The 21,401-nt window shown below is 61.5% G+C and carries 19 protein-coding genes; 10 read left to right on the forward strand and 9 right to left on the reverse strand.

Translation table 11 applies throughout. The annotated features are described in order from the left end of the window. Nucleotides 1-4 precede the first annotated feature (4 nt). The 4 genes from fabF to gmk all read left to right on the forward strand — a co-directional run bounded on the left by fabF (nt 5) and on the right by gmk (nt 4,481). On the forward strand, nt 5-1,270 hold the full coding sequence (gene fabF, locus C6558_RS17235; protein WP_025426454.1) for a beta-ketoacyl-ACP synthase II: 1,266 nt from the start codon (nt 5-7) through the stop codon (nt 1,268-1,270). Between the two features lie 366 nt (nt 1,271-1,636). Further along, the gene (gene mltG / locus C6558_RS17240) at nt 1,637-2,827 is read left to right on the forward strand and encodes an endolytic transglycosylase MltG (RefSeq protein ID WP_025426455.1); all 1,191 of its coding nucleotides are present in this window, start codon (nt 1,637-1,639) and stop codon (nt 2,825-2,827) included. Between the two features lie 103 nt (nt 2,828-2,930). Further along, nucleotides 2,931-3,818, forward strand: a complete 888-nt coding sequence (locus C6558_RS17245) for a YicC/YloC family endoribonuclease (protein WP_025426456.1) — start codon at nt 2,931-2,933, stop codon at nt 3,816-3,818. A gap of 3 nt (nt 3,819-3,821) precedes the next feature. Next, nucleotides 3,822-4,481 carry a guanylate kinase gene (gene gmk, locus C6558_RS17250; RefSeq protein ID WP_025426457.1) on the forward strand — a complete coding sequence of 220 codons (660 nt, stop codon included), beginning with the start codon at nt 3,822-3,824 and terminating at the stop codon, nt 4,479-4,481. Nucleotides 4,482-4,683: 202 nt separating this feature from the next. Here gmk and rsmA read toward each other — a convergent pair whose 3' ends face one another. The 6 genes from rsmA to lptF all read right to left on the reverse strand — a co-directional run bounded on the left by rsmA (nt 4,684) and on the right by lptF (nt 12,277). Next, on the reverse strand, nt 4,684-5,511 hold the full coding sequence (gene rsmA, locus C6558_RS17255) for a 16S rRNA (adenine(1518)-N(6)/adenine(1519)-N(6))-dimethyltransferase RsmA (RefSeq protein WP_025426458.1): 828 nt from the start codon (nt 5,509-5,511) through the stop codon (nt 4,684-4,686). Continuing rightward, a complete protein-coding gene (pdxA, locus tag C6558_RS17260) occupies nt 5,511-6,539 on the reverse strand; it encodes a 4-hydroxythreonine-4-phosphate dehydrogenase PdxA (RefSeq protein ID WP_025426459.1) in 1,029 nt (342 codons plus the stop codon). The genes rsmA and pdxA overlap by 1 nt, the downstream gene beginning before the upstream one ends. A gap of 15 nt (nt 6,540-6,554) precedes the next feature. Beyond that, on the reverse strand, nt 6,555-7,496 hold the full coding sequence (locus C6558_RS17265; RefSeq protein WP_025426460.1) for a peptidylprolyl isomerase: 942 nt from the start codon (nt 7,494-7,496) through the stop codon (nt 6,555-6,557). 184 nt (nt 7,497-7,680) lie between these two features. Beyond that, the gene (locus C6558_RS17270) at nt 7,681-10,029 is read right to left on the reverse strand and encodes an LPS-assembly protein LptD (protein WP_025426461.1); all 2,349 of its coding nucleotides are present in this window, start codon (nt 10,027-10,029) and stop codon (nt 7,681-7,683) included. Beyond that, a complete protein-coding gene (lptG, locus tag C6558_RS17275) occupies nt 10,029-11,111 on the reverse strand; it encodes an LPS export ABC transporter permease LptG (RefSeq protein WP_025426462.1) in 1,083 nt (360 codons plus the stop codon). The genes C6558_RS17270 and lptG overlap by 1 nt, the downstream gene beginning before the upstream one ends. Then, a complete protein-coding gene (gene lptF / locus C6558_RS17280) occupies nt 11,108-12,277 on the reverse strand; it encodes an LPS export ABC transporter permease LptF (protein ID WP_025426463.1) in 1,170 nt (389 codons plus the stop codon). Before lptF ends, lptG begins: the two co-directional genes overlap by 4 nt. 325 nt (nt 12,278-12,602) lie before the next feature. Between lptF and C6558_RS17290 the strand changes: the two genes are divergently transcribed. Together C6558_RS17290 and C6558_RS17295 are read left to right on the forward strand one after the other, a co-directional pair. Next, entirely contained in the window at nt 12,603-14,093 is a 1,491-nt protein-coding gene (locus tag C6558_RS17290; protein ID WP_025426464.1) for a leucyl aminopeptidase, read from the forward strand. Between the two features lie 41 nt (nt 14,094-14,134). Further along, on the forward strand, nt 14,135-14,584 hold the full coding sequence (locus tag C6558_RS17295; protein WP_107027578.1) for a DNA polymerase III subunit chi: 450 nt from the start codon (nt 14,135-14,137) through the stop codon (nt 14,582-14,584). Between the two features lie 76 nt (nt 14,585-14,660). Here the strand turns inward: C6558_RS17295 and C6558_RS17300 are convergent, their stop codons facing one another. Continuing rightward, on the reverse strand, nt 14,661-15,587 hold the full coding sequence (locus tag C6558_RS17300; RefSeq protein WP_025426466.1) for a Gfo/Idh/MocA family protein: 927 nt from the start codon (nt 15,585-15,587) through the stop codon (nt 14,661-14,663). 329 nt (nt 15,588-15,916) lie between these two features. Here C6558_RS17300 and C6558_RS17305 point away from each other — a divergent pair, with 329 nt between their 5' ends. Beyond that, nucleotides 15,917-16,759, forward strand: a complete 843-nt coding sequence (locus C6558_RS17305) for a GNAT family N-acetyltransferase (protein WP_025426467.1) — start codon at nt 15,917-15,919, stop codon at nt 16,757-16,759. Nucleotides 16,760-16,798: 39 nt separating this feature from the next. Here the strand turns inward: C6558_RS17305 and C6558_RS17310 are convergent, their stop codons facing one another. After that, a complete protein-coding gene (locus C6558_RS17310) occupies nt 16,799-18,688 on the reverse strand; it encodes an ABC-F family ATP-binding cassette domain-containing protein (RefSeq protein ID WP_057211449.1) in 1,890 nt (629 codons plus the stop codon). 324 nt (nt 18,689-19,012) lie between these two features. Between C6558_RS17310 and C6558_RS17315 the strand changes: the two genes are divergently transcribed. The 3 genes from C6558_RS17315 to C6558_RS17325 all read left to right on the forward strand — a co-directional run bounded on the left by C6558_RS17315 (nt 19,013) and on the right by C6558_RS17325 (nt 20,207). After that, nucleotides 19,013-19,300: a hypothetical protein gene (locus C6558_RS17315; protein ID WP_025426469.1), complete on the forward strand. Its 288-nt coding sequence runs from the start codon at nt 19,013-19,015 to the stop codon at nt 19,298-19,300. 69 nt (nt 19,301-19,369) lie between these two features. Beyond that, the gene (locus C6558_RS17320; RefSeq protein WP_025426470.1) at nt 19,370-19,648 is read left to right on the forward strand and encodes a hypothetical protein; all 279 of its coding nucleotides are present in this window, start codon (nt 19,370-19,372) and stop codon (nt 19,646-19,648) included. An 88-nt stretch (nt 19,649-19,736) separates the two neighbouring features. After that, nucleotides 19,737-20,207: a MarR family winged helix-turn-helix transcriptional regulator gene (locus tag C6558_RS17325; RefSeq protein WP_025426471.1), complete on the forward strand. Its 471-nt coding sequence runs from the start codon at nt 19,737-19,739 to the stop codon at nt 20,205-20,207. 22 nt (nt 20,208-20,229) lie between these two features. Here C6558_RS17325 and C6558_RS17330 read toward each other — a convergent pair whose 3' ends face one another. Further along, complete coding sequence (locus tag C6558_RS17330) at nt 20,230-21,315, reverse strand: GGDEF domain-containing protein (protein ID WP_025426472.1); 1,086 nt, start codon at nt 21,313-21,315, stop codon at nt 20,230-20,232. Nucleotides 21,316-21,401 lie beyond the last annotated feature (86 nt).

The following is a 21,401-nucleotide window of genomic DNA, read 5'->3' on the forward strand; positions in this document are numbered from 1 at the left end:
GACTATGAGACGTGTCGTTATCACCGGTACCGGCATGGTATCTCCCTTGGGTTGCGGAACCGAGGCAACTTGGGCGCGCCTGATCGCGGGCGACAATGCTGCGCGCAAGGTCACGGAATTCGAAGTCGAAGATCTGCCCGCGAAGATCGCGTGCCGCATTCCGTTCGGCGATGGCTCGAACAACACCTTCAATGCCGACGACTGGATGGAGCCGAAGGAGCAACGCAAGGTTGACCCCTTCATCGTCTATGCGATGGCCGCTGCCGACATGGCGCTGGCCGATGCCGGCTGGAAGCCCGAAAACGACGAAGACCAGATTGCAACCGGCGTCCTGATCGGTTCGGGCATCGGCGGTCTCGAAGGCATTGTCGAAGGCGGCTATACGCTGCGCGACAAGGGGCCTCGGCGCATTTCGCCCTTCTTCATTCCCGGCCGTCTGATCAACCTTGCCTCGGGTCAGGTCTCGATCCGCCACAAGCTGCGTGGTCCCAATCACTCTGTGGTCACCGCCTGTTCGACCGGCGCCCACGCCATCGGCGACGCAGGCCGCCTGATCGCGCTCGGCGATGCCGACGTCATGGTTGCCGGTGGCGCCGAATCGCCGATCTGCCGTATCTCTTTGGCCGGCTTTGCCGCCTGCAAGGCGCTATCCACGCAGCACAATGATGATCCGCAGAAGGCATCGCGTCCCTATGATGTCGACCGCGACGGCTTCGTCATGGGCGAGGGTGCCGGCATTGTGATCCTTGAAGAGCTGGAACACGCCAAGGCGCGCGGCGCCAAGATCTATGCTGAAGTCGCCGGCTACGGTCTCTCTGGCGATGCTTACCACATTACCGCGCCGTCCGAGGATGGCGACGGTGCCTACCGCTGCATGCAGATGGCGCTGAAGCGCGCCGGCCTGACGGCGGCAGACGTCGACTACATCAACGCCCATGGCACATCGACGATGGCCGACACGATCGAGCTTGGCGCCGTCGAGCGGCTGGTCGGCGAGCATGCCTCGAAGATCTCCATGTCGTCGACCAAATCGGCGATCGGCCACCTGCTGGGCGCCGCCGGCGCTGTGGAAGCGATCTTCTCGGCGCTGGCGATTCGCGACGGCGTCGCACCGCCGACGCTGAACCTCGACAATCCCTCCGTCGAGACCAAGATCGATCTCGTACCGCATGTTGCGCGCCAGCGCGAAATCAACGTCGCGCTGTCGAATTCCTTCGGCTTCGGCGGCACGAACGCTTCGCTGGTTCTGCGCCGCTACACCGGCGTTTGATATTGCCGAATTATCAACGGGGCGATGCATGTCACTGGCCCGTTGATCCTGCTTTTGCCGCATTGCTCGCTACAAGCATGTAGCAGGAGGACGTGTCGGCCCTTTTCAGGGATTGGCGCTGCCTGACGGCTATGTTCGCGCAAGGCACATCTGACAGTTTGTTGTATCGCTATTGCCGGGCGCATGCTGGCTGTCTTCGAGCGAAAACGCCGTTGACCGGCGGGTGCGCCGAGACCATTTATTCCACTGCCAATCCAAGGGGATGGCTGCGGCTCAAACGTTTTGTTTTATACCTGCCACGGTCCAGGCCGAAATTCGCACCGCGGCAGCTAGAATGAGGATGCGAATTTCGGGTTCGGGACAATCGTGAGCGACTCAAACGAGAACGGCGCGGCGCAATTCGGCCGCAGCGACACCGGGAACAACGGGCCGATCATTCCGAAATCGGCCAGCGAAGCCTTGCGCCCCGAGAAGGCGCCGCAGCCGCCTACGAAGCGTTCGCGCAAGGCGCGCAGCCAGGTCGTGATCTTCCTGAATTTCGTCATGACCGTTATCGTCTTCGTCGCGCTCGCAGCGGCCGGTACCGTCTATTATGCGATGCATCAGTACGAAAAAGCAGGCCCGCTCGAAGCCAACAAGAACTTCATCGTCAGAAGCGGCGCCGGTATCAGCGAGATCGCCAGCGGCCTCGAGCGTGGCAACATCATCACCGATGGCCGCGTCTTCCGGTTCGTCTCGGAGGCTTACCTGGACAACGACACACTGAAGGCCGGCGAGTACGAGATCAAGGCTGGATCATCGATGCAGGAGATCATGCAGCTCCTGAAATCCGGCAAGTCCATTCTCTATTCCGTGTCGCTGCCGGAAGGTCTGACCGTCAAGCAGATGTTCCATCGCTTGTCCGATGACGAAGTCCTCGTCGGCGACCTGCCGCAGGAGCTGCCTGCCGAAGGTTCGCTGAAGCCTGACACCTACAAGTTTACGCGCGGCACCAAGCGCGTCGAAATCGTCCAGCAGATGGCGGCTGCCCAGAAGGCGCTTGTCGACCAGATCTGGGAAAAGCGCGATCCGAACCTCCCGGTCTCGACTGTCGAGGAGTTCGTGACGCTTGCGTCGATCGTGGAGAAGGAAACCGGACGCGCCGACGAGCGCCCGCGTGTTGCCTCGGTCTTCATCAACCGGCTCGACAAGGGCATGCGCCTTCAGTCCGATCCGACGATCATCTACGGCATTTTCGGCGGTGACGGGAAACCGGCGGACCGGCCGATCCTGAAGTCGGACCTCGATAAGGATACGCCCTACAATACCTATATCATCAAGGGCCTGCCGCCGACGGCGATCGCCAACCCGGGCCGCGCCGCACTTGAAGCCGTTGCCAATCCGTCGCGCACACCGGAACTCTACTTCGTGGCCGACGGCACGGGCGGCCACGTCTTTGCCGTGACATTGGATGAACACAACGCCAATGTTCGCCGCTGGCGCAAGGTCGAAGCCGAAAAGGCAGCCGAAGCGGCAAAGGCCGCCCAGGACGCGGCAACGACGGCACAGCCTCAGTAACAACGGCCTGCATTGTGGACGGACTTGTCACGGCGCGGATATCCCTTGCGGGATACCGCGCCGTCGCCTTATTGCTTTTCCAGAAAATGCCACGGAGGTGAGGATGCCGCTCCAATCGATGACCGGCTTTGCCCGGAGAGAAGGCAGCAGCGGCCGGCATCGCTGGGCCTGGGAATTGCGCTCCGTCAACGGCAAGGGCCTCGATGTCAGGCTTCGCCTGCCGCAGGGACTTGAGCGGTTCGAGCCGGATGTGCGCCGGCTCACTGCAGAATTTTTCTCAAGAGGCAATCTGCAGATCAGCCTGTCCGTCAGTGGAGCGGAGAGCGCTGTCGAAGCGGTGGTGAACCAGGCGGCGCTGACGGCTGTCCTGACCTTGCGCGAACAGCTCGGAGACCTCGTCGATCCCGCACCGCTCAAGTTCGACACGCTGCTGGCGATCCGAGGCATTGTCGACTTCCGTGAGCCCGAGGAGAGTGAAGCGCAACGCGCGTCCCTCGACGACGATATCATGACGGGCCTCAAGCTTGCTCTCAGCGATCTGCGCAGCATGCGCGCCGAAGAGGGCGGGGCGCTCTGTCAGATCCTGCTGGCGCAGGTCGGCAGCATCGAAGCACTGACGGCAACAGTCGAGAATGATCCCTCGCGCAGCCCGGGGGCAATTGCCGAAAGGCTGGCGCAGCAGGTGGCGCTGGTGATGGGCAGCGGCTCTTCGCTCGATCGCGACCGGCTGCATGCCGAAGTGGCACTGCTTGCGACCAAGGCCGATTTGAGAGAGGAGCTGGACAGGCTTGGCTCTCATATTGTCGCTGCCCGCGACCTCTTGTCGAAAGGCGGGCCGGTCGGCCGCAAGCTTGATTTCCTGGCACAGGAATTTAACCGCGAATCGAATACGATCTGTTCCAAATCGAATGCGGCAGTGGTCTCCGCCGCCGGCATCGAGTTGAAAGTGGTGATCGATCAGTTCCGCGAACAGGTTCAAAATCTGGAGTAACGCATGAAACCGGCGACCCCTTCGCCCATCAAGATCGCCCGCCGCGGGCTGATGCTGGTCATTTCCTCACCCTCGGGTGCGGGAAAGTCGACGATCGCGCGCAATCTGCTGGAAGCCGATCCCGATATGAGCATTTCGGTAAGCGTGACCACGCGTCAGCGCCGTCCGAGCGAAATTGATGGACGGCACTATCACTTCAAGTCTATCCGCGAGTTCGAAGCATTGCGGGCGACCGACTCGCTGCTGGAATGGGCTGAGGTTCACGGCAATTTCTACGGCACACCGCGCGACGCCGTCGAAGCGGCGATGGCTGCAGGCCGCGACATGCTTTTCGATATCGACTGGCAGGGCGCACAGCAGCTTCAGGAGAAGATGGCCGGCGACGTCGTCTCGATCTTCATCCTGCCGCCGTCGATGGCCGAGCTGCAATCGCGGCTGCATCGTCGCGCCGAGGACAGCGAGGAAGTGATCGCCACGCGTCTGGCCAATTCACGTGCAGAAATCGAGCACTGGCGCGAGTACGACTATATCGTTCTCAACGACGATCTCGACCGCGCCTTCTCGGCGGTACGCGCCATCGTCGAGGCCGAGCGCCTGCGCCGAGATCGCCGCCCGGGCCTGTTCGAATTCGTCAATGGACTTCTGACGGAAAACCCGTTCTGACCGGAGGCATGGCCGGCAATGCCGGCCATCCGTAGATATTGCTATCGCGGGTACGTTTGCCGCTCCCGCAAAGCCGCAGCGCCCTTTCGGGCGACATGCGCTAGAGCGTTTCCGGTTTAAGCGGAGTCGCAGAAACGCTCTATCTCCTTGTTTTTATGCATTTCCTGACGGAAAACCGCTTCGCACTTTTCCTGGAAATGCTCTAGAGGCAGTTTGCCAGCCGACAGAATTCTTCCACGGAGAGCGTTTCGGCGCGCCGCTGTGGATTGATGTCGGCTTTTGCCAGCAGCGTTTCGCCACCAAGCGGCTTCAGGCTCTGGCGGAGCATCTTGCGGCGCTGGCCGAAGGCGGCGTGCGTCACTTTCTCCAAAGACGACACCGCGCAGGGGATCGGATTGGCGACCGGCTCCAGATGCACGACCGAGGATGTCACCTTGGGCGGGGGCGTGAAGGCCTGCGGCGGCACGTCGAAGGCCATGCGGGCGTTCGTTCGCCAGCCACACAGAACCCCCAGACGCCCGTAATGATCGTCGTCAGCGTCGGCCACGATCCTCAAGCCTACCTCGCGCTGAAACATCAGTGTCAGCGACTGCCAGAAGGGCGGCCATGTCTTTGGCAGCAGCCAATTGACCAGAAGCTGCGTGCCGACATTATAGGGCAGGTTGGCGATGATCTTGACCGGGCCACCACCGGTGATCTCCTCAAAGTCAATCTTGAGCGCGTCACCCTCGATGACATCGAGACGGTTCGGATAGTGGCCGGAGATTTCGGCAAGCGCCGGCAGGCAGCGCGCGTCCCTTTCGATCGCCACTACCTTCTTTGCGCCAAGTGCTAGGATTGCTCGCGTCAGGCCGCCCGGGCCTGGGCCGACTTCGATGACTGTCACGTCCTCGAGCGGGCCGGCCGTCCGGGCAATCTTCTGTGTGAGATTGAGATCGAGCAGGAAGTTCTGCCCGAGCGCCTTCTTGGCGTCGAGGCCATGGCGTTGGATGACATCCCGAAGCGGCGGGAGCCCGTCGAGAGCGGCCATCAGACGATAACTCCTGCGGTATTGTTGGAAAGTTCTGCCGCGAGCTTCAAGGCTGCGAGCAGGCTGTCGTCCCTGGCAATGCCCTTTCCGGCGAGGCTGAAGGCGGTGCCATGATCGGGCGACGTGCGGATGAAGGGGAGGCCGAGCGTGACATTGACGCTATCGTCGAAACCAAGTGCCTTGGCGGGGATGAGCGCCTGGTCGTGATACATGCAGATCGCCACGTCATAGGTCGCACGCGCGCGGTCGTGAAACATCGTATCGGCGGGCAGAGGCCCGGTTGCATCGATGCCTTCGGCGCGCAGCCGTTCGACGACCGGACGGATAATGGCATCGTCTTCGGCGCCCAGCGCTCCACCTTCGCCGGCGTGGGGATTGAGCCCGGCGAGTGCCAGCTTCGGCCTGTCGAGGCCGAAGCGCGTGCGAAGATCCGCCGCGGTAATGGTGCAGGTTCGATAGATCAGATCTGCCGTGAGCTGGGCGGGCACGTCTTTCAGCGGGATGTGGATGGTCACCGGCACGGCACGAAGCTTGGGGCCGGCCAACATCATCACCGGCAACAGGGGCTCGCCGGTGGCCTTCTCCGCGAGATCAGCAAGGTATTCGGTATGGCCGGGGAAGCGGAAGCCGGCTTCGTAGAGCACGGCCTTGGCGATCGGGTTCGTGACGACGGCTGAAGCCTCGCCATCCATGACCAGCTGTACCGCTGTGTCAATCGACCCCGTTACGGCCGGAGCGTTGGCAGAATCGGCCTCGCCAGCAATGACGGGAGAAGGGCAGCGCACCGGCAGAACGGGCAAGGCGTCGGCAAAAATGGAGACGGCATCCCGGCAATCGGTCTCGCGGATCGCAACCGTATGCCCGAGCAATGCTGCCCGCGCCGCGAGAACTGTGGGGTCACCGATGAAAAGGAATGGCGGGGTCGCGCGTTCACGGCGGCCAAGCCAGGTGGTCAGGCTAAGGTCGAGTCCGATCCCGGCAGGATCGCCCATGGTCAGGGCAAGGGGCCCGCCGGTCGTGTCACGCATTTTTGCCCGCTGATCTTACTTGTTGACGATCTGCGCCTTCTTGCGCAGTTCTTCGAGGTACTTTTCGCTGTTCGGGTCTTCACCGCCGGCCTTCTTCTTGCCGATGTCCTCGGCGCGGAAGACGATTTCGGCTGCGGTGTCGTCATTGACCTGGCGCTTCTTGCAGATCGCCAGGAATTCGACGCCCTTTTCGGTCACGCGTGTTCCCGTCGTGTTGCCGTCGCCGGCCTTCTCGACGAGCGGCTTCCACTCGTCCGGCAACTGCTGGACAAGCATGCGGCCGAGATCGCGGATAGAAACGTCACGGTAGTTTGCCGCGAAAACCTTGGCGGTATCGCATCCCGGGAACTGACCACGCGCTGCGTTGGCTTCCGCCTGACGCTTGCCGGTGATGGCGCCGCGCTTCTTCTCCGGAATGACGAAGATGACCTGCTTGAGATAGTATTCCGTTGTGACCGGCTTGGTGCCTCCGCCTTCCATCATGCGCTTGACGAGATCAGCGCCTTGCAGGCGACTTGAGTTGCCGAAACGGAAGTTGACGGCGCGAGGCCAGCTCATCTGCACCGCGATGAACTGCTTGAAATGGTCGGAACCAACGCCGGCTTGATCGAGAATCTTGCCGAGCTGCTCCGGCGAGAGCTTGTTGCCGGCTGCAAAGCGCGCATAGGCCGCGTCCACGTCCTGCGTACTGACCGACTGGCCGATCCGCGCGATCTCGCCACGCTTAAGCACCTCGTCGACGAGCTGCTTCTTGGCTTCTTCTGCGCCACCAGCCTGGCGTTGCAGGCGAAGGAAGGCGACGCGCTTGGCAACGTCGCCGGAGGTGATCACGGTGTTGTTGACCGTTACCGTCACCTGGCTTGCAGCTTGCGCGCTGGCGCAAACGGCAATGCTCAGGCTGCCGGCCAAAGCCAGTGCCGAAAGCGTCCTCAAGATCGACATTTTCCCGCCCATCATCTTTTCCTGTCCTTCGCGCGGGCGAAGCCTGGTGCTTCGATCCGCAGCCCGGCTCACGCCGTTGTTCTATCTTGTCGGAGGGAATGCATAATACATGCGGCCAAACGATGACAAGACCGTTTGGCCGGCCCGACAGCGGGCAGAGGGGCAAACATGTGGCGAATGCCCCTCGGATCGAAGCGTATCAATAGTAGTCCAGCTCTTCGAACTTCGTGTCGCCGACATTGACGTCGCCAAGCGTACGGAAGCTGATGCGGGCGCCGATCGACCAGTCGTTCGCAATCGTGTTGTCGGTATCGCGTTCCTGCTTGTAGACGAGCGAGAACAGCGTGTCTTGATCGTCATAGGTGATGCCGAAGCCATTGCGCGAGATGACATCGTTGTTGATGTCGTAGGTTATCGCGCCGAAGACGGACCAGTAATCGTGGAACCTGTAGGCCGCCGCGGTCTGGATTTCGTCCTGGTTGTCGAGCGAGCCGTAAAGCGGCTGCGCCTCGATGCGCGTATAGGTCATTGCCGCCTGCCAGGTAAGGCCAAGATACCCCACGGTGGCATCGGCGCGACGCAGCGCCAGGTCCTCTTCATCGAGACGGCCGGAAAGGCTGGCCATAAGGCCAGACGGCGCATCGACACCGAACATGGCGACGTAGTCGGACCGTGTGCTCTCGAGGCCCGAATTCGCTCCCGCCTGGACCAAGTCTTCCGTTGCGAACGAGTTCAAACCGCCAAGCTGGTAGGATTGGCCGACGATGCCGCGCAAGCCGTAGCCGCTGTCGAATGTCCCGGTATAGCGAAGACCGACGTTGGCGCGCGTGCCGCCTTCGATGCGGTCGAAGCCGGAGTACTTGTCGCGATCAAACAGGTTCGTCGCGTCGAAGACAAAGCTCTGCGCATCTTCGTTTGGCAGGCCACCGGGATGCTGCTCGTCGGGACGGGCATAGATCTGGGCGATCGGCTCGAGTACGTGGCTGCTGTTGTCGCCGACGAAGAGGATCGGATAGCGCGCTTCGAGGCCCGCCGTCAGCATCCGCCGCGTCGCGGCGTCGCTGTTGTCATAATCCCCGGCATAACCAGGCCCCGGATCCGTCATGTTCAGGCCGAGCGCATCACCGCGCGCGGCAAGCAACGGCGTCAGCACGAACCCGCCCGGAGCAATGTAGGTACGCTTCCATTCGAGTTCGGCCGTGAGGCGGTGCGACGTGCCCTCGAGACCTAGGTACCTGTTGACGTCTGGAACGGCGTCAAGGTCAAGCCGGTTTCGCTTGATGTTGGTGAGGTTCACCGTCGCCGAAAGTTCGCCTCCCAATACCGGCTCTGGCGCCTTGTAGGAATAATCCAGAACCTGCGCGGTAGGCTGCTGGTTTTCAGCGATGCTGTTCGGATCTGCGTCCTGGATATCGAAATAGAAGGCGCGCAGGTCGAAGAAGTTCCGCTTGCCAAGCCCGGTCAGATACGCCTGGTTGACGTAGGTCGTTCCGTCGAAAGTCGACAGTTCGTAGGTCTTGGCGAAGTTGTTGTCGGATTGGACGAGGACGTTCCAGCCGAAGCTCCAGCGCGGATTGATCTCGAATACGCCCCTGGAAGCGACCATGCCGCGGTTCGTTTCAAGCGCGTCGACCGTACCAGGCGTGAAGCGGCTCTTGTCGAGCTGGCTGATGCCGGCGAAGCGCAAGGTGTGAAGGCCGTTGTGGAAGCTCTGGCGAAACTCGCCTTCGAGCAGGAAGCCTTGGCGGCTCAGGCCCGTCACGGTGGCGGTCGCGTCCATATAGGGCGAGATCGCCCAATAGTAGGGGACGCCCACGCCTGCGCCGAGCTTCTGTGTGTACTGAAACTGCGGGAACAGGAAGCCGCTCTTGCGCTTGACCGTATGATCAGGCAGTTCCATCACCGGAATATAGGCGATGGGCTTGCCAAAAAGCTCGAAACGGGCGTTTTCCAGCCGTATCGTCCGCGTACGTCCATTCTGGACGACGCGCTGGGCCTTGATGTGCCACAGCGAACGGTGATCGGGCTTCGTCGTGCAGGGCGTGCACGCGGTGTAAACGGCCTCGTTGAGGATGAATTCTTCGCCGTTCCGCCGTTCGCCGCTGGTCGCAGCAAGCCGTGTCAGATCGGTCGTCTCTATCCGCAAGGCATCAATGAAGCCGTTGCCGAAGTCATCGGTGACGTCCATCTTTTCGGCATAGACGACATTGCCGCCCGGCTCGATCAACTGGATTTCACCGGTGGCATGAATGCGGCCCGATTTCTGGTCGTATTCGACCTGTCGGGCCACCATCTTGTAGCCGCCGTAATCGATCTGCACGTTGCCGCGCAAGATGACCTTTTCGGCGTCCTTGTTATAGACAAGCTCATTGGCGGACAGAAGCAGCTTGGCATCTTCCGGCATGTTCGGGCGCAGCGAATCAAGGCGCTCCGACGTCTGCTGCGCGAGCGCGGGTGCACTCATTCCCATGGCAAGTGTCTGCAGCGCCACTCCTGCGAGCAGGGCAGCGTTGATCAGCTTTGTACGTTTGCGGTTGCCTACCGCCACTAGCCATCCTCCTGATTTAAAAGAATCGTCGAGCCCAGCGCCATCGCTACAACAACTGGCAACCAGGCTGCAACGAAGGGAGGTACAATACCGCTGCTCCCGAATGCTTTGACAAGCACGGTGACGACATAAAGCACGAAGCCCGACAGGATTCCACCGAGAATCACCGAGCGCGATTGGTTGAACCGGCTAAATTTCAGCGACACGCACGCAGCGATCAGCGTCATGGCGACAAGCAGCAGCGGCAGTGACAACAGGGAGTGGAATTGGGTTTCCATGCCGTTTGTGGAAAAGCCGAAGGAGCGCGCCACCTCGATCTTCCGCGGAAGGTCGAAAAACTGAATGGAATCAGCCTTTGCAAGCCTTTCCTGAACAAACTCTGGCTTCAGATTCGTGCGGAGTTGTGCCGTTTGCAGACGGCGAGGCAGCTGTCCGCTGCTTGTTTCCGTTACGCCATTAAGAAGCCAGTAACCATCTTCGAGTTTAGCGGAGGCGGCATCCTGTCTCAGAATGATCGAACCCTGTGGATCAAAGTGGATGACGGTGACGTTCAGAAGTGTGGTGCCGCCATCCTGAACCGAGCGTGCGCCGATGATCGTATCGGTGCCTTCATAGATCTGTCGCAGCCAGGGAATCGAGCCGGCATCCGAGGTGCGCGATGACCCGAGGGCAGCAAGCAGGGTCTCTTCCTTCTTCGTGCCCCAGGCTGCGAGCGGGTTTAGCGCAAGCACGGCGAGTACGCCGAACAGGAAGGCGCCAAGCACGAACGGGCGCAGGAACTGCCACACCGAAATGCCCGCGGCGCGGGTAACCACGAGCTCGTAGCGGCGGTTGAGCGAGATCAGAGCCGCCATCGCCGAGAAGAGTGCCACGAAGGGCACGGTTTGTTGCAGGATGGTCGGGATCCGGAACGCGCTGATCAGCAACGCGCCGGTGACCGAATAGTGCGGAAGGTTGGACAGGCGGCTCGCCTGTTCGCTGAAGTCGATGATGAAGACCAGCGAAAAAATGCCGACCAGAAACCAGAAGGTCGTGACAGCATAACGGGTCAGAAAGTAGCGGCCGAGTGTGGTGAAAATCATGATGCGTTGCTCCCGTCAGATGAGGGGCGCACGAGGCGAAGGCGAACCATCAGCTCGGACAGCTTTTCCTGCCAGGTCATCGGAATGTCGAGACGCCGGTTGCTGGCGAGTTGGTGAATGGCGAGCGCTCCGGTCGCAAGGGGCACGATATACATCAACGGAACGAACCAGACGGAATCCTCGGCGCTGTTGCCCGCATAGAACGTCATCCATCGGATGACGAGGGCAGAGCCGAGTGCGCTGACCATCGGATGGACGCGCGCCTCGCGGTGCGAGCGTGCATCACTGCAGAAGACAAGCGCGATCAGGCCGAACACCAGCGGGAACGTCCATTCCGTCAGGCGGCGGTGCAGTTCGGCGGTGAAGGCAAGCGGGTTGCCCTGGTAGACAGAATCATTGGGATCCGGATTGAAAAGATTGGGAAGGTCGCGATCCTTGGCGCGTATCGTCGCTTCGCGGGTCGCCTTCGTCATGTCGGCCAGATCGAAGGCGTAGGAATCGAATTTGATGATCGACACGCCGCCGTCCGGCAGTTTGCGTTGGACTTCGCCGTCCTTCATGACCAGCGCCGAGCTTTTCTCGTCCACGGCACCTTCGCGCGCATAATAGACGAGCTCGAAAGCCGGGTTGCGCGAATCGGCAACGAAAATCCCCTCAAGCACACCACCGCCGCGCCGGCCGCCAACCTGGACATAGAGGCCGTCAGTAATCTTGCGGAAGGCGTTCTCCTGGACGACCGAGGAAAGCAGGTCGGCGTTGGCCGTTGCTAGCATCTTGCGCACAGCGACGCGCGAATAGGGCTCGACAAAATTGTCGACCACGAACGACAGGACGCTAAGGCCAGCGGCGAGATAGATGATCGGCCGGATGATGGTCATGCGCGAGCTTCCGGCCGCGTTCAGCACCGTCAGCTCCGAATCGGTATTCATCGTCGTGAGCGTCTGGGTTACGCCGATCACCAGGGCGAAAGGCAGAATGATCGGCACGACCGACGGCAGAATGAGCGTTGCCAGCTTCAGGAAGGCGAAGACGGACTGCCCGCTATCGGTAACCAGGTTGACGTTGGTCAGGGCCTGCGTCGTCCACACGATGCCGAGCAACGGCAAAAGCGTAGCGAGGAACATGGTCAGGGCACGCCGGAAAATGTAGCGTTCGATCAGCTTCATGTCCGTTTCCGGTCCAAATCCATGCTCATGTTTCTGTGCCGCACCGCCGCATCGAAACGCCTGTTGCTGCCGCCGCCATCAGCGGGAACCGAGCTTCCGTCTCACGTCCGGCGCTGCTCAAATCGTAAAGCAACTGGGATAATTTAAGACGAAGAACCTCGGTTAACCGCATGTAAACATCTGCGGGCATCTTGCCAAGCCGTTGAAAAGCGAGAAGGGTGCCGACCACAGCTTTGACGGTGGTAGACGCAGCGAATGTTTGTCACTGTCACCCCCCGGTAACAGGGCGGGTCGTGTAAGACCGAAAAATGCCCGGAGTTTTGTAATGTCTATGAAATTTGAGTTCACCTTCGCCAAGTCCCATCGCCCGGCGGGTGGTGTTGCGGTCCTCCTGAAAGCCGCCGCAGGACAGGCGGCGGGCGCCGATGTCGCCGATCCGGAAGGCGTGCTGGCCAAGGCGGCGAAGGTCAAGAAGTTCAGCGGCAAGGCATTCTCCACCCTCGATATCATTGCCCCGCATGGCTCGCCCGCGGACCGGATCGTGGTTCTTGGTCTTGGTGACACCGATGCATTGACCGATCACGATTGGCTGAAGGCAGGCGGCGCGGCAGCCGCAAAATTGCGTGGAGCCGACAAGGCCACGATCTTCATCGACGTCCCCGACCTCGATGTCACCGGCAAGGCGGCGGCCGACTTTGCGCTCGGCATGGAAATGAACGCCTACAGCTTCGACGGTTACAAGACGAAGAAAGCGGACGACGATGCCAAGCCGGCAGGCAAGCCGGTCAAGGTGACGATCGTTACCGGCGCGGTGATTGCAGCGAAGAAGGCTTTTGCGACGGCGCAGGCGGTCGGCGAGGGCGTATTTCTCGCCCGCGACCTGGTCAACGAGCCGGCAAACGTCCTCGGTCCGCTGGAGTTCGCCGCCAAGGCGAAGGAGCTGGAAAAGCTCGGCGTCGAGGTGGAAATCCTCACCGAAAAGGAAATGAAGAAGCTTGGAATGGGTGCGTTGCTCGGCGTTGCCCAGGGCTCGACGCGTCCGCCGCGGCTGGTCGTGATGCAGTGGAAGGGCGGCAAGTCCAAGGATCGCCCGGTCGCCTTCGTCGGCAAGGGCGTCGTGTTCGACAGCGGCGGCATTTCGATCAAGCCCGCGGCCGGCATGGAAGAGATGAAGGGCGACATGGGTGGTGCTGCCGCCGTCACCGGCTTGATGCACGTGCTCGCTGCCCGTCACGCCAAGGTCAACGTCGTCGGCATCATCGGGCTTGTGGAAAACATGCCGGATGGCAGCGCACAACGCCCAGGCGACATCGTCACCTCGATGTCAGGGCAGACGATCGAGGTCATCAACACCGATGCCGAGGGACGTCTCGTTCTGTGCGATGCACTTTGGTATTGCAACGACCGCTTCAAGCCGCAGGCCATGATCGACCTTGCGACGCTGACAGGCGCCATCATGGTTGCGCTCGCGACCCATCACGCCGGCCTGTTTTCGAATGATGACCGCCTGGCCGGCCAGCTGTTGGCCGCCGGCATTGCCACGCAGGAGCGCCTCTGGCGCATGCCGCTCGGCAAGGAATACGACAAGATGATCGACAGCAAGTTTGCCGACATGAAAAACACCGGCGGACGTCATGGCGGCGCGATTACGGCGGCGCAGTTTCTGCAGCGTTTCGTCAAGGATACGCCCTGGGCGCATCTCGATGTCGCCGGAACCGCCATGGGCTCGCCGACCGACGAAGTCAATCAATCCTGGGGCTCCGGCTTCGGCGTTCGCCTGCTCGATGAGCTGGTCCGCGCGAGCTATGAGTCCTGAGCGGCATCGTGAGCCGCGGTGAAGGTCGTGGAGAGATCGGTGTGATCGAGGTCCTTTTCTATCACCTGACGGAATCGAAGCTCGAGGACGCACTTCCACCGCTGCTCGATAAAAGCGTCGAGCGCGGCTGGAGGGTGGTGGTGCAGACGGTCGATGGCGAGAGGCGCGATGCGCTCGATACGCATCTCTGGGTTTACAGGGACGAAAGTTTCCTGCCGCACGGGACAGATGCCGGGGAACTCGCTGCCGAGCAGCCGGTTCTCCTGGTGGCGGACGATGGCAATCACAATGCCGCAACCGTTCGCTTCGTCGTCGACGGTGCCAACCCGCCACCGGTCGATACTTACGAGCGGATCGTCTTCATGTTCGACGGCTACGACCAGGAACAGCTCGAAGCCGCTCGCGGTCACTGGAAGCGGCTGAAGGGTGAGGGCCACAACCTCACCTATTGGCAACAGAACCGTGACGGACGCTGGGAAAAGAAGGCCTGAGCGACGCAAGAACGGCTTCAAGAAGACAAAGCCCGCGGCAAACCGCGGGTTTTGTTTTTCGATCCTGTCCGGACGCCTAGTCGTGGAAGGCTTCGACGAATTTGCGTCGGCCGAGCATGAAGGCATCGGCGACATGGCGCAGCGGCGCCAGATCGACGTCCGACGTCTTGGCCCTGATGATTTCGGCGAAGCGCTTGTAGAGCATCGGATATTCCTGCTCCGGCTCCTCATGCACAATCTTGCCGTCGACCGAGAGCTTTGCGCCACCTTCCGAAAGCACCATTTCGCCTGATGCGGTCTGCGCGACGATGTCCCAACTCTGTTTACCGGTCTGGCGCCAGTCGAACTCTGCCGAAACCGCCAGCTTGTTCGCGTCGGTGAAGGCGATCGTGGCGGCGATCGGGGCGTCGCGGTTCTCCGGGAATTCCAGCGTGGCTGCGGTTATGAACAGCGGCCGTGGCAGGATATGCGTTACGATCGACAGCGCATTGATACCCGGATCGAAGATACCGAGGCCACCGGCCGCCCAGATCCATTCCTGATTCGGATGCCAGTGCCGCACGTCCTCCTTCCAGATGATCTTCACATCGTGGATTGCGGTCGCGGTGAGAAACGACTTCGCTGCCTCTACTGCCGGTGCATAGCGCGAATGCCAGCTTGCAAACAGTGACAGCCCCTTAGATGCAGCCAGAGCCTCCAGATCCGCGACTTCGCTCAATGTGGCGCCTGGCGGTTTTTCGAGGAAGACATGTTTGCCGGCCTCAAGGGCCGTGCGCGCGGCCTCATACCGGTATTGCGGTGGCATGCAGAGCGATACCGCGTCGATTGCGGGAACGGCCTCCAGCATCGCTTCGATCGACTTGAAATTATCGATGCCATCGACGGTGCCGTGGCGGCTCGCCGCAGCAATCAGGTGGTAGTCGTCGTTCTTGGCAATGGCCGGCAGGTGCTGGTCACGAACGATCTTGCCGACGCCGACAAGCGCGATTTGAATTGGAGGCATGGTGTTTCGCTCATATTAGTATGATTTATTGTCGGTTCTTGTAGCAGATTGCGCGGCGCGGGCAAGCACTGCCGAAGAGACGCGAGCCCGGTTTGCTGAACGCCAAACAAACGGCAACGGACCCATTCTTTCTGGCCTCCTGTGCCCTACAGCGCCGCGCGTCTTATCAGACGCGCAAAGGTCGCTGTAGCACTTTGAATTGCTGCATGTTTTTATCCTTAAATCGAATAGGATTTAAGGAGCATGCAGTAGCTTCTACAATCCATGATGCCAATCCACATGTGCAGCAAACGCGACACGCGCGGTGACCGGCAGAACGAGGAGAGATTATGCACCACGAAATCCGCCATGCCAGCCGCCACGAACTCGATGCCATCATCGATTGGGCGGCCCGCGAAGGCTGGAACCCGGGGCTCGACGATGCGGCGGCATTCTGGGCGGCGGATCCGGAAGGATACTGGGTGACGGAGCGCGAGGACAAGCTCGCAGCCGCCATATCGCTGGTGCGCTACGACGAGAACTATGCCTTCCTTGGCTTCTACATAACGGCACCGGATTTCCGCCGGCAGGGTATCGGCGGCCAGATGTGGCAGCACGCCTTGGCGGCGGCGGGACAACGCATTGTCGGTCTCGACGGTGTCGTTGCCGAGCAGGAGAACTACCGGCGGTCTGGCTTCGTTCTCGCCCACGCCAATATCCGCTATGGCGGCATCGTCGACGCGGTCGAGCCTCCGGGTACGGACCTGGTGGAGGTTGCGCCGATCCACATGCCGATGCTGATCGACTACGACCGTCGCTTCATGCCAGCCCGGCGCGACACTTTTCTCACCGAATGGCTGAGACCGGGCCGTACGCGACGAAGCGTCGTGCTGCTCCGGGACGGTGCGATTGCCGGCTACGGCACCTTGCGCGCCTGCCGGCAGGGCTACAGGATCGGTCCGCTCTTTTCCGAAAGCGAGACGGCAGCCGACCTGGTGTTTCGAAAGCTGGCTGCGACGGTGAAGGGCGAGGAGATCCACCTGGACATTCCCGAGCCGAATGCCTCGGCGCGTGCGCTCTGCGAGCGCTACAACATGAAACCGGTTTTCGAAACGGCGCGGATGTATCGAGGCGTCGTGCCCGATCTGCCGCTCGCCCGCATCTACGGCATCACCACCTTCGAACTCGGCTGACCGGCGACGTGCCGGGACAGCCATTTCGAAAGTGTCGGATCAGATGGCCATCGCCTCTTCGTACTCGGACGAGAGCTCGAGCCATTGTTCCTCGGCATGCGCAAGTTTGTCGACTGCGTCGGAGCGTTCCTTGGCCTTCTGCGCGGCCTTCGCCGGCGACTTTTCGTAAAGCGTTGGGTCGGCGAGTTCAGCGTCGAGCGCTTGAATCACTTTCTCCAGCTTTCCCGTCAGCGATTCGATTTCGTTGATCTTTTTTCTGAGAGGTGCCAGCGATGCGCGCTTGTCCGCGTTGGCCTTGCGCTGGTCCGCCTTTGACAGGGAATCGTCCGCTCCGGCTGCCTTGGGTTTGTCCTCCTTGGCCTTAGGGCCGCCGACGATCAGGCTCCGATAGTCTTCCAGGTCGCCGTCGTAGCTCGTCACCGTTCCGTCCCGCACGAGCCACAGCCGGTCGGCGGTCGCCTCGATCAGGTGGCGGTCGTGCGAGATCAGGATCACGGCGCCGGAATAGTCGTTGAGCGCGGTGATCAACGCATTGCGGCTGTCGATATCCAGATGGTTGGTCGGCTCGTCGAGGATCAGCAGGTTGGGCGCGTCGAAGGCAGCCAGCCCCATCAGCAGGCGTGCTTTCTCGCCGCCCGAGAGGTCCTTGGCAGGCGTTTCCATCTTCTCGGTCGCCAGGCCCATCTGCGCCACGCGGGCGCGCACCTTGGCTTCCGGTGTTTCCGGCATGCGACGACGCACATGTTCGACGGCGCTTTGGGTCGGGATCAGATCATCCAGCTGGTGCTGCGCGAAGAAGCCGACCTTGAGGTTCGGCGCGATCTTCAACTCGCCGGATTCTGGCGCCAGCCGCCCGGAGATGAACTTGGCGAAGGTCGACTTGCCGTTGCCGTTCGAGCCGAGCAGCGCGATGCGATCATCGGTGTCAATCCGCAGGTTGAGGCGCTTGAGGATCGGGTTGCCGGGCTCGTATCCGACGGTTCCGCCGGTGACGGCGATAATCGGCGATGCGGCCTCTTTCTCCGGCTCTGGGAAGGAGAAGCCCTGAACGTGATCCTCGATCACGGCCGCAATCGTACCCATGCGCTCCAGTGCCTTGACGCGGCTCTGCGCCTGGCGGGCCTTGGTGGCCTTGGCCTTGAAGCGGTCGATGAAGCTCTGGAGGTGCTTTCGCGCCGCGTCGTTCTTGGCCTTCGCCTTCATCTGCAACTCGTCGGCTTCCGCCTTCTGTCGCTCGAACTGGTCGTAAGGCCCGCGATAGTAGGCGAGCTTCTTCTGGTCGAGATGCACGATGGCGTTGACCGCCGTGTTCAACAGATCGCGGTCGTGGCTGATGATGATGACGGTGTGCGGATAGCGGCGAATGTAATCTTCGAGCCAGAGCGTACCTTCGAGGTCGAGATAGTTGGTCGGCTCGTCGAGCAGCAGCAGGTCCGGCTCGGAGAAGAGAACGCCTGCGAGCGCCACGCGCATCCGCCAACCGCCGGAGAAGGAGGAGGCAGGGCGCAGCTGCGCTTCGTGATCGAAGCCGAGGCCGGCGAGAATGCTCGCCGCACGCGCCTCCGCCGAGTGGGCGCCGATATCGGCGAGCCGGGTCTGGATTTCTGCAATACGGTGCGGGTCGGTCGCGGTCTCCGCCTCGGCGACCAGCGCCGTGCGTTCCTTGTCCGCCTTGAGCACGATCTCGATCAGCGGTTCCTCGGTGCCGGGCGCTTCCTGTGCGACCTGGCCGATCCGCGCATTCTTGGGCAGCGAAATTGTGCCGGCTTCCGAAGCGAACTCACCGGTAATGATACGGAACAGCGTCGACTTGCCGGCACCGTTTCGTCCGACTAGCCCGGCCTTCGTGCCCGCCGGAAGCGTCACGGATGCGTTTTCGATGAGGAGACGGCCCGCGATGCGGGCGGAAAGGCCGGAAATCTGGATCATTGCGGCCTTTTGCCCGGACTTGAGCCGGAAGGCAAGAGGTGCGTCGCGACTGCAGTTTCGGCCCGGCGCGTGGATGTCTGGTTCGCGGATTTCAAGGGGCCATTGTTATCAATTCATGAACAACGCGTTCCGACAATCGATACTACACATCCTCATCGTGAGGGACCATCTGTTTAAGCGAAGGGCAGCGAAAGCTCTTCCGACCGCCTCGATCGACTGAACGCCATCGGCAAGGCCACCGCGTTCCAGGAAAGACCGATCCGGCCAAACGTAGTTTTGATGAAACCCTCGTTCAAGCGAACGAGCCTCCCAGGAGCAAAGACGATGAAAACCACGATCCACACCGCACTCGCCGCAGCTCTCGTTGCAACAGCCGTTCTCGGCGGCGCCTCCGCCGCCTTTGCCGGCGGCAGCTATTACGAAGGCATCAGCCCGACCCCGCTGTTTACCGAACGCGCTCCCAAGGCCGCCGGTAGCTCCGCCTTGAACATCCGCGGTTCGGAAGCCGGATATGTCGACCGTACGTCCACCGGCTCGGTCCACAATTACGATGCCAGGCCGCAGGTTGTTCAGGGCGGCGAAGGCGAATACTACCAGGGCATCTCCCGCTAAGGCGCATTCCGTCTCCGGTCATGGGGCTTCCAGCCCCATGACGCTCCATCCCCATCAAGGAAAACTCCCATGAAAAAGTCCATCGCAACGCTTCTCGTTGCAGCGGCAACGTTGGCCGGCGCATCCACCGCCTTTGCCGGCGGCAGCTACTATGAAGGCGTCAGCCCGAAGCCGCTCTTTACCGGTCGTGCAGACGCTTCGGCAGGTGCCGGCGTGTCCGCAAACACCGTCGACGGTGGTGATTACTATGCCGGTATCGAGAACAAGGCGGTTGACGCCGCGGCGACAGGCGCGATTGCCAACGGCAATGCGAAGGCCTTCGGCAAGACCGGTCAGGACAGTCAATAACCCACGCCAAACGGACGACCAGATAACCCGGTCCCGCCAAGCGGGGCCGGGTTATCTCGTTTTGGCGTTGCCAATGAGGTGATTTGCCATGACAGAAAAAATTCACGTCGCTGAGCGGCTCTTCGAACTCTACCACTGCGTCCACCGCCTGGTGAACGCGTCCATGAGTGAAGAAGGCGTCTCGCTCGCGCGCAGCAAGTTCCTGTTCTATCTCAGCGAACTCGGGCCATGTCGCTGCGCCGACATCGCTTCGGCACTCAGCTTTGCCCCGCGAACCGTCACTGAGGCGATCGACGGACTTGAGCGCGACGGGATGGTCGTCCGCGAGCCGGATCCCGAGGACCGGCGAGCAAAGATCATCTCGATTACCGACCTCGGCCGGGCCGGCCTCGAAGCGGCGCTCCGGCCACGTCGTCAGATGATCGAAGAGCTTTTCTCGGCGCTCGATGACAATGAGCGCACGGATCTTCATCGCCTGCTCGGTCGGCTGGGTGACAAGGCTTGCGAAATCGGCACGAGCCGGATGGCCGTGCATGAGCGGCAGTCAGAAGCGGCATGAACCCTGGAGATCGCGACGCGCTTTAGGCAGCGTGCGGCGAATAGATCTTCGCCCGTTTGCCGCCAAGCTCCGGCGTATAGGCAAGAATTCCCGAGCGCGATCCCGTTCGGGCGGCCGCAAGCGCCAGTTCGGCCTGCTGCATGACGTCGGCTGGCGTCGCCATCGGCTGGGCCGTCGCGATGCCGGCCGAGAGCGAAAGGGTTTCGGTCGTGAAAGCACGGCCGGGCAGGGCGACGCGCAGCGCCTCCACCGATTGCTGGATGCGCTGCGCAATTGCTTCGGCGTTCTCCTCTGTGACGTCGCTGCAGAGGAACGCAAATTCCTGGCCGCCGACGCGTGCGACGAAGTCACTCTTCTTGATCGACTTGCGAAACAGCGTCGAAAGTTTGCCGAGCGCCTTTTCTGCCGCGCTGCCGCCGTGCTGCTCGGCGATACCGCGCAACCCCTCGACTGACACGACAAGCAGGGCAACCGGCTCGGTTATGCCTTCGGCTTCCAGCATTGTTCTCAAACGCGCCGCCAGGGCCAGGCGATTGGGCAGGCCGGTGGCGGGGTCGCGGGTCAACGGTTTGCGGCTTTCGGCGAACTCGCCTTCCAGCGCTGCAAAGCGCTCGGCGCTTACCTGCAAGGCTGTTTGAAAAGCCTGTTCTTCATTCATCAGCAGGCCGGCCGCATCCCGCAACCTCGCTGCGTCGTCGGCAAACTCCGACAGGCCGGCAACCGGGTCGGCGACCAGGCGGTCTTTGAAGCGGTCGAGCTGGCTTCTGAAGGCGTGTTTCTGCGCCAGGCTGTGCCTCAGCTGCAGAGCAAGTTCGCTCAGGGCCTCCTGTGCTGCTGCCCTTGCCCTGTCGGCGGCAAGTGCCCCGTGAGCCACCAGATGATGCTTGAGGCCGAGTTCGTCGAGGGCGTCCTGCTGCGGCGTGGCGCCGAGCGCCGCCAGATCGCGCGAAAGCTGCGGTAGCCGGCCGGACAAGGCTTCATAGACAAGTTCATAGTTGCGTGGCAGTGCCGCGATGCCAAGCTGAGACATGGATTGCGCCACCTTCAAAATGATGGTGGTGCTTTTCGTCTGCGATCGGCCGGTGTTCGCGGCAACTTGCCTGGTCATTCCGTGGTCGTCCTCGATGCCTGTATGGGATCCGAAAACACTATGGCGGCGCTGCGTTTAAGGGAGTCTGAAGATACCAGGCGCGA

The organism is Ensifer sp. NM-2, assembly GCF_003024455.1.
Lineage (GTDB): Bacteria > Pseudomonadota > Alphaproteobacteria > Rhizobiales > Rhizobiaceae > Ensifer > Ensifer canadensis.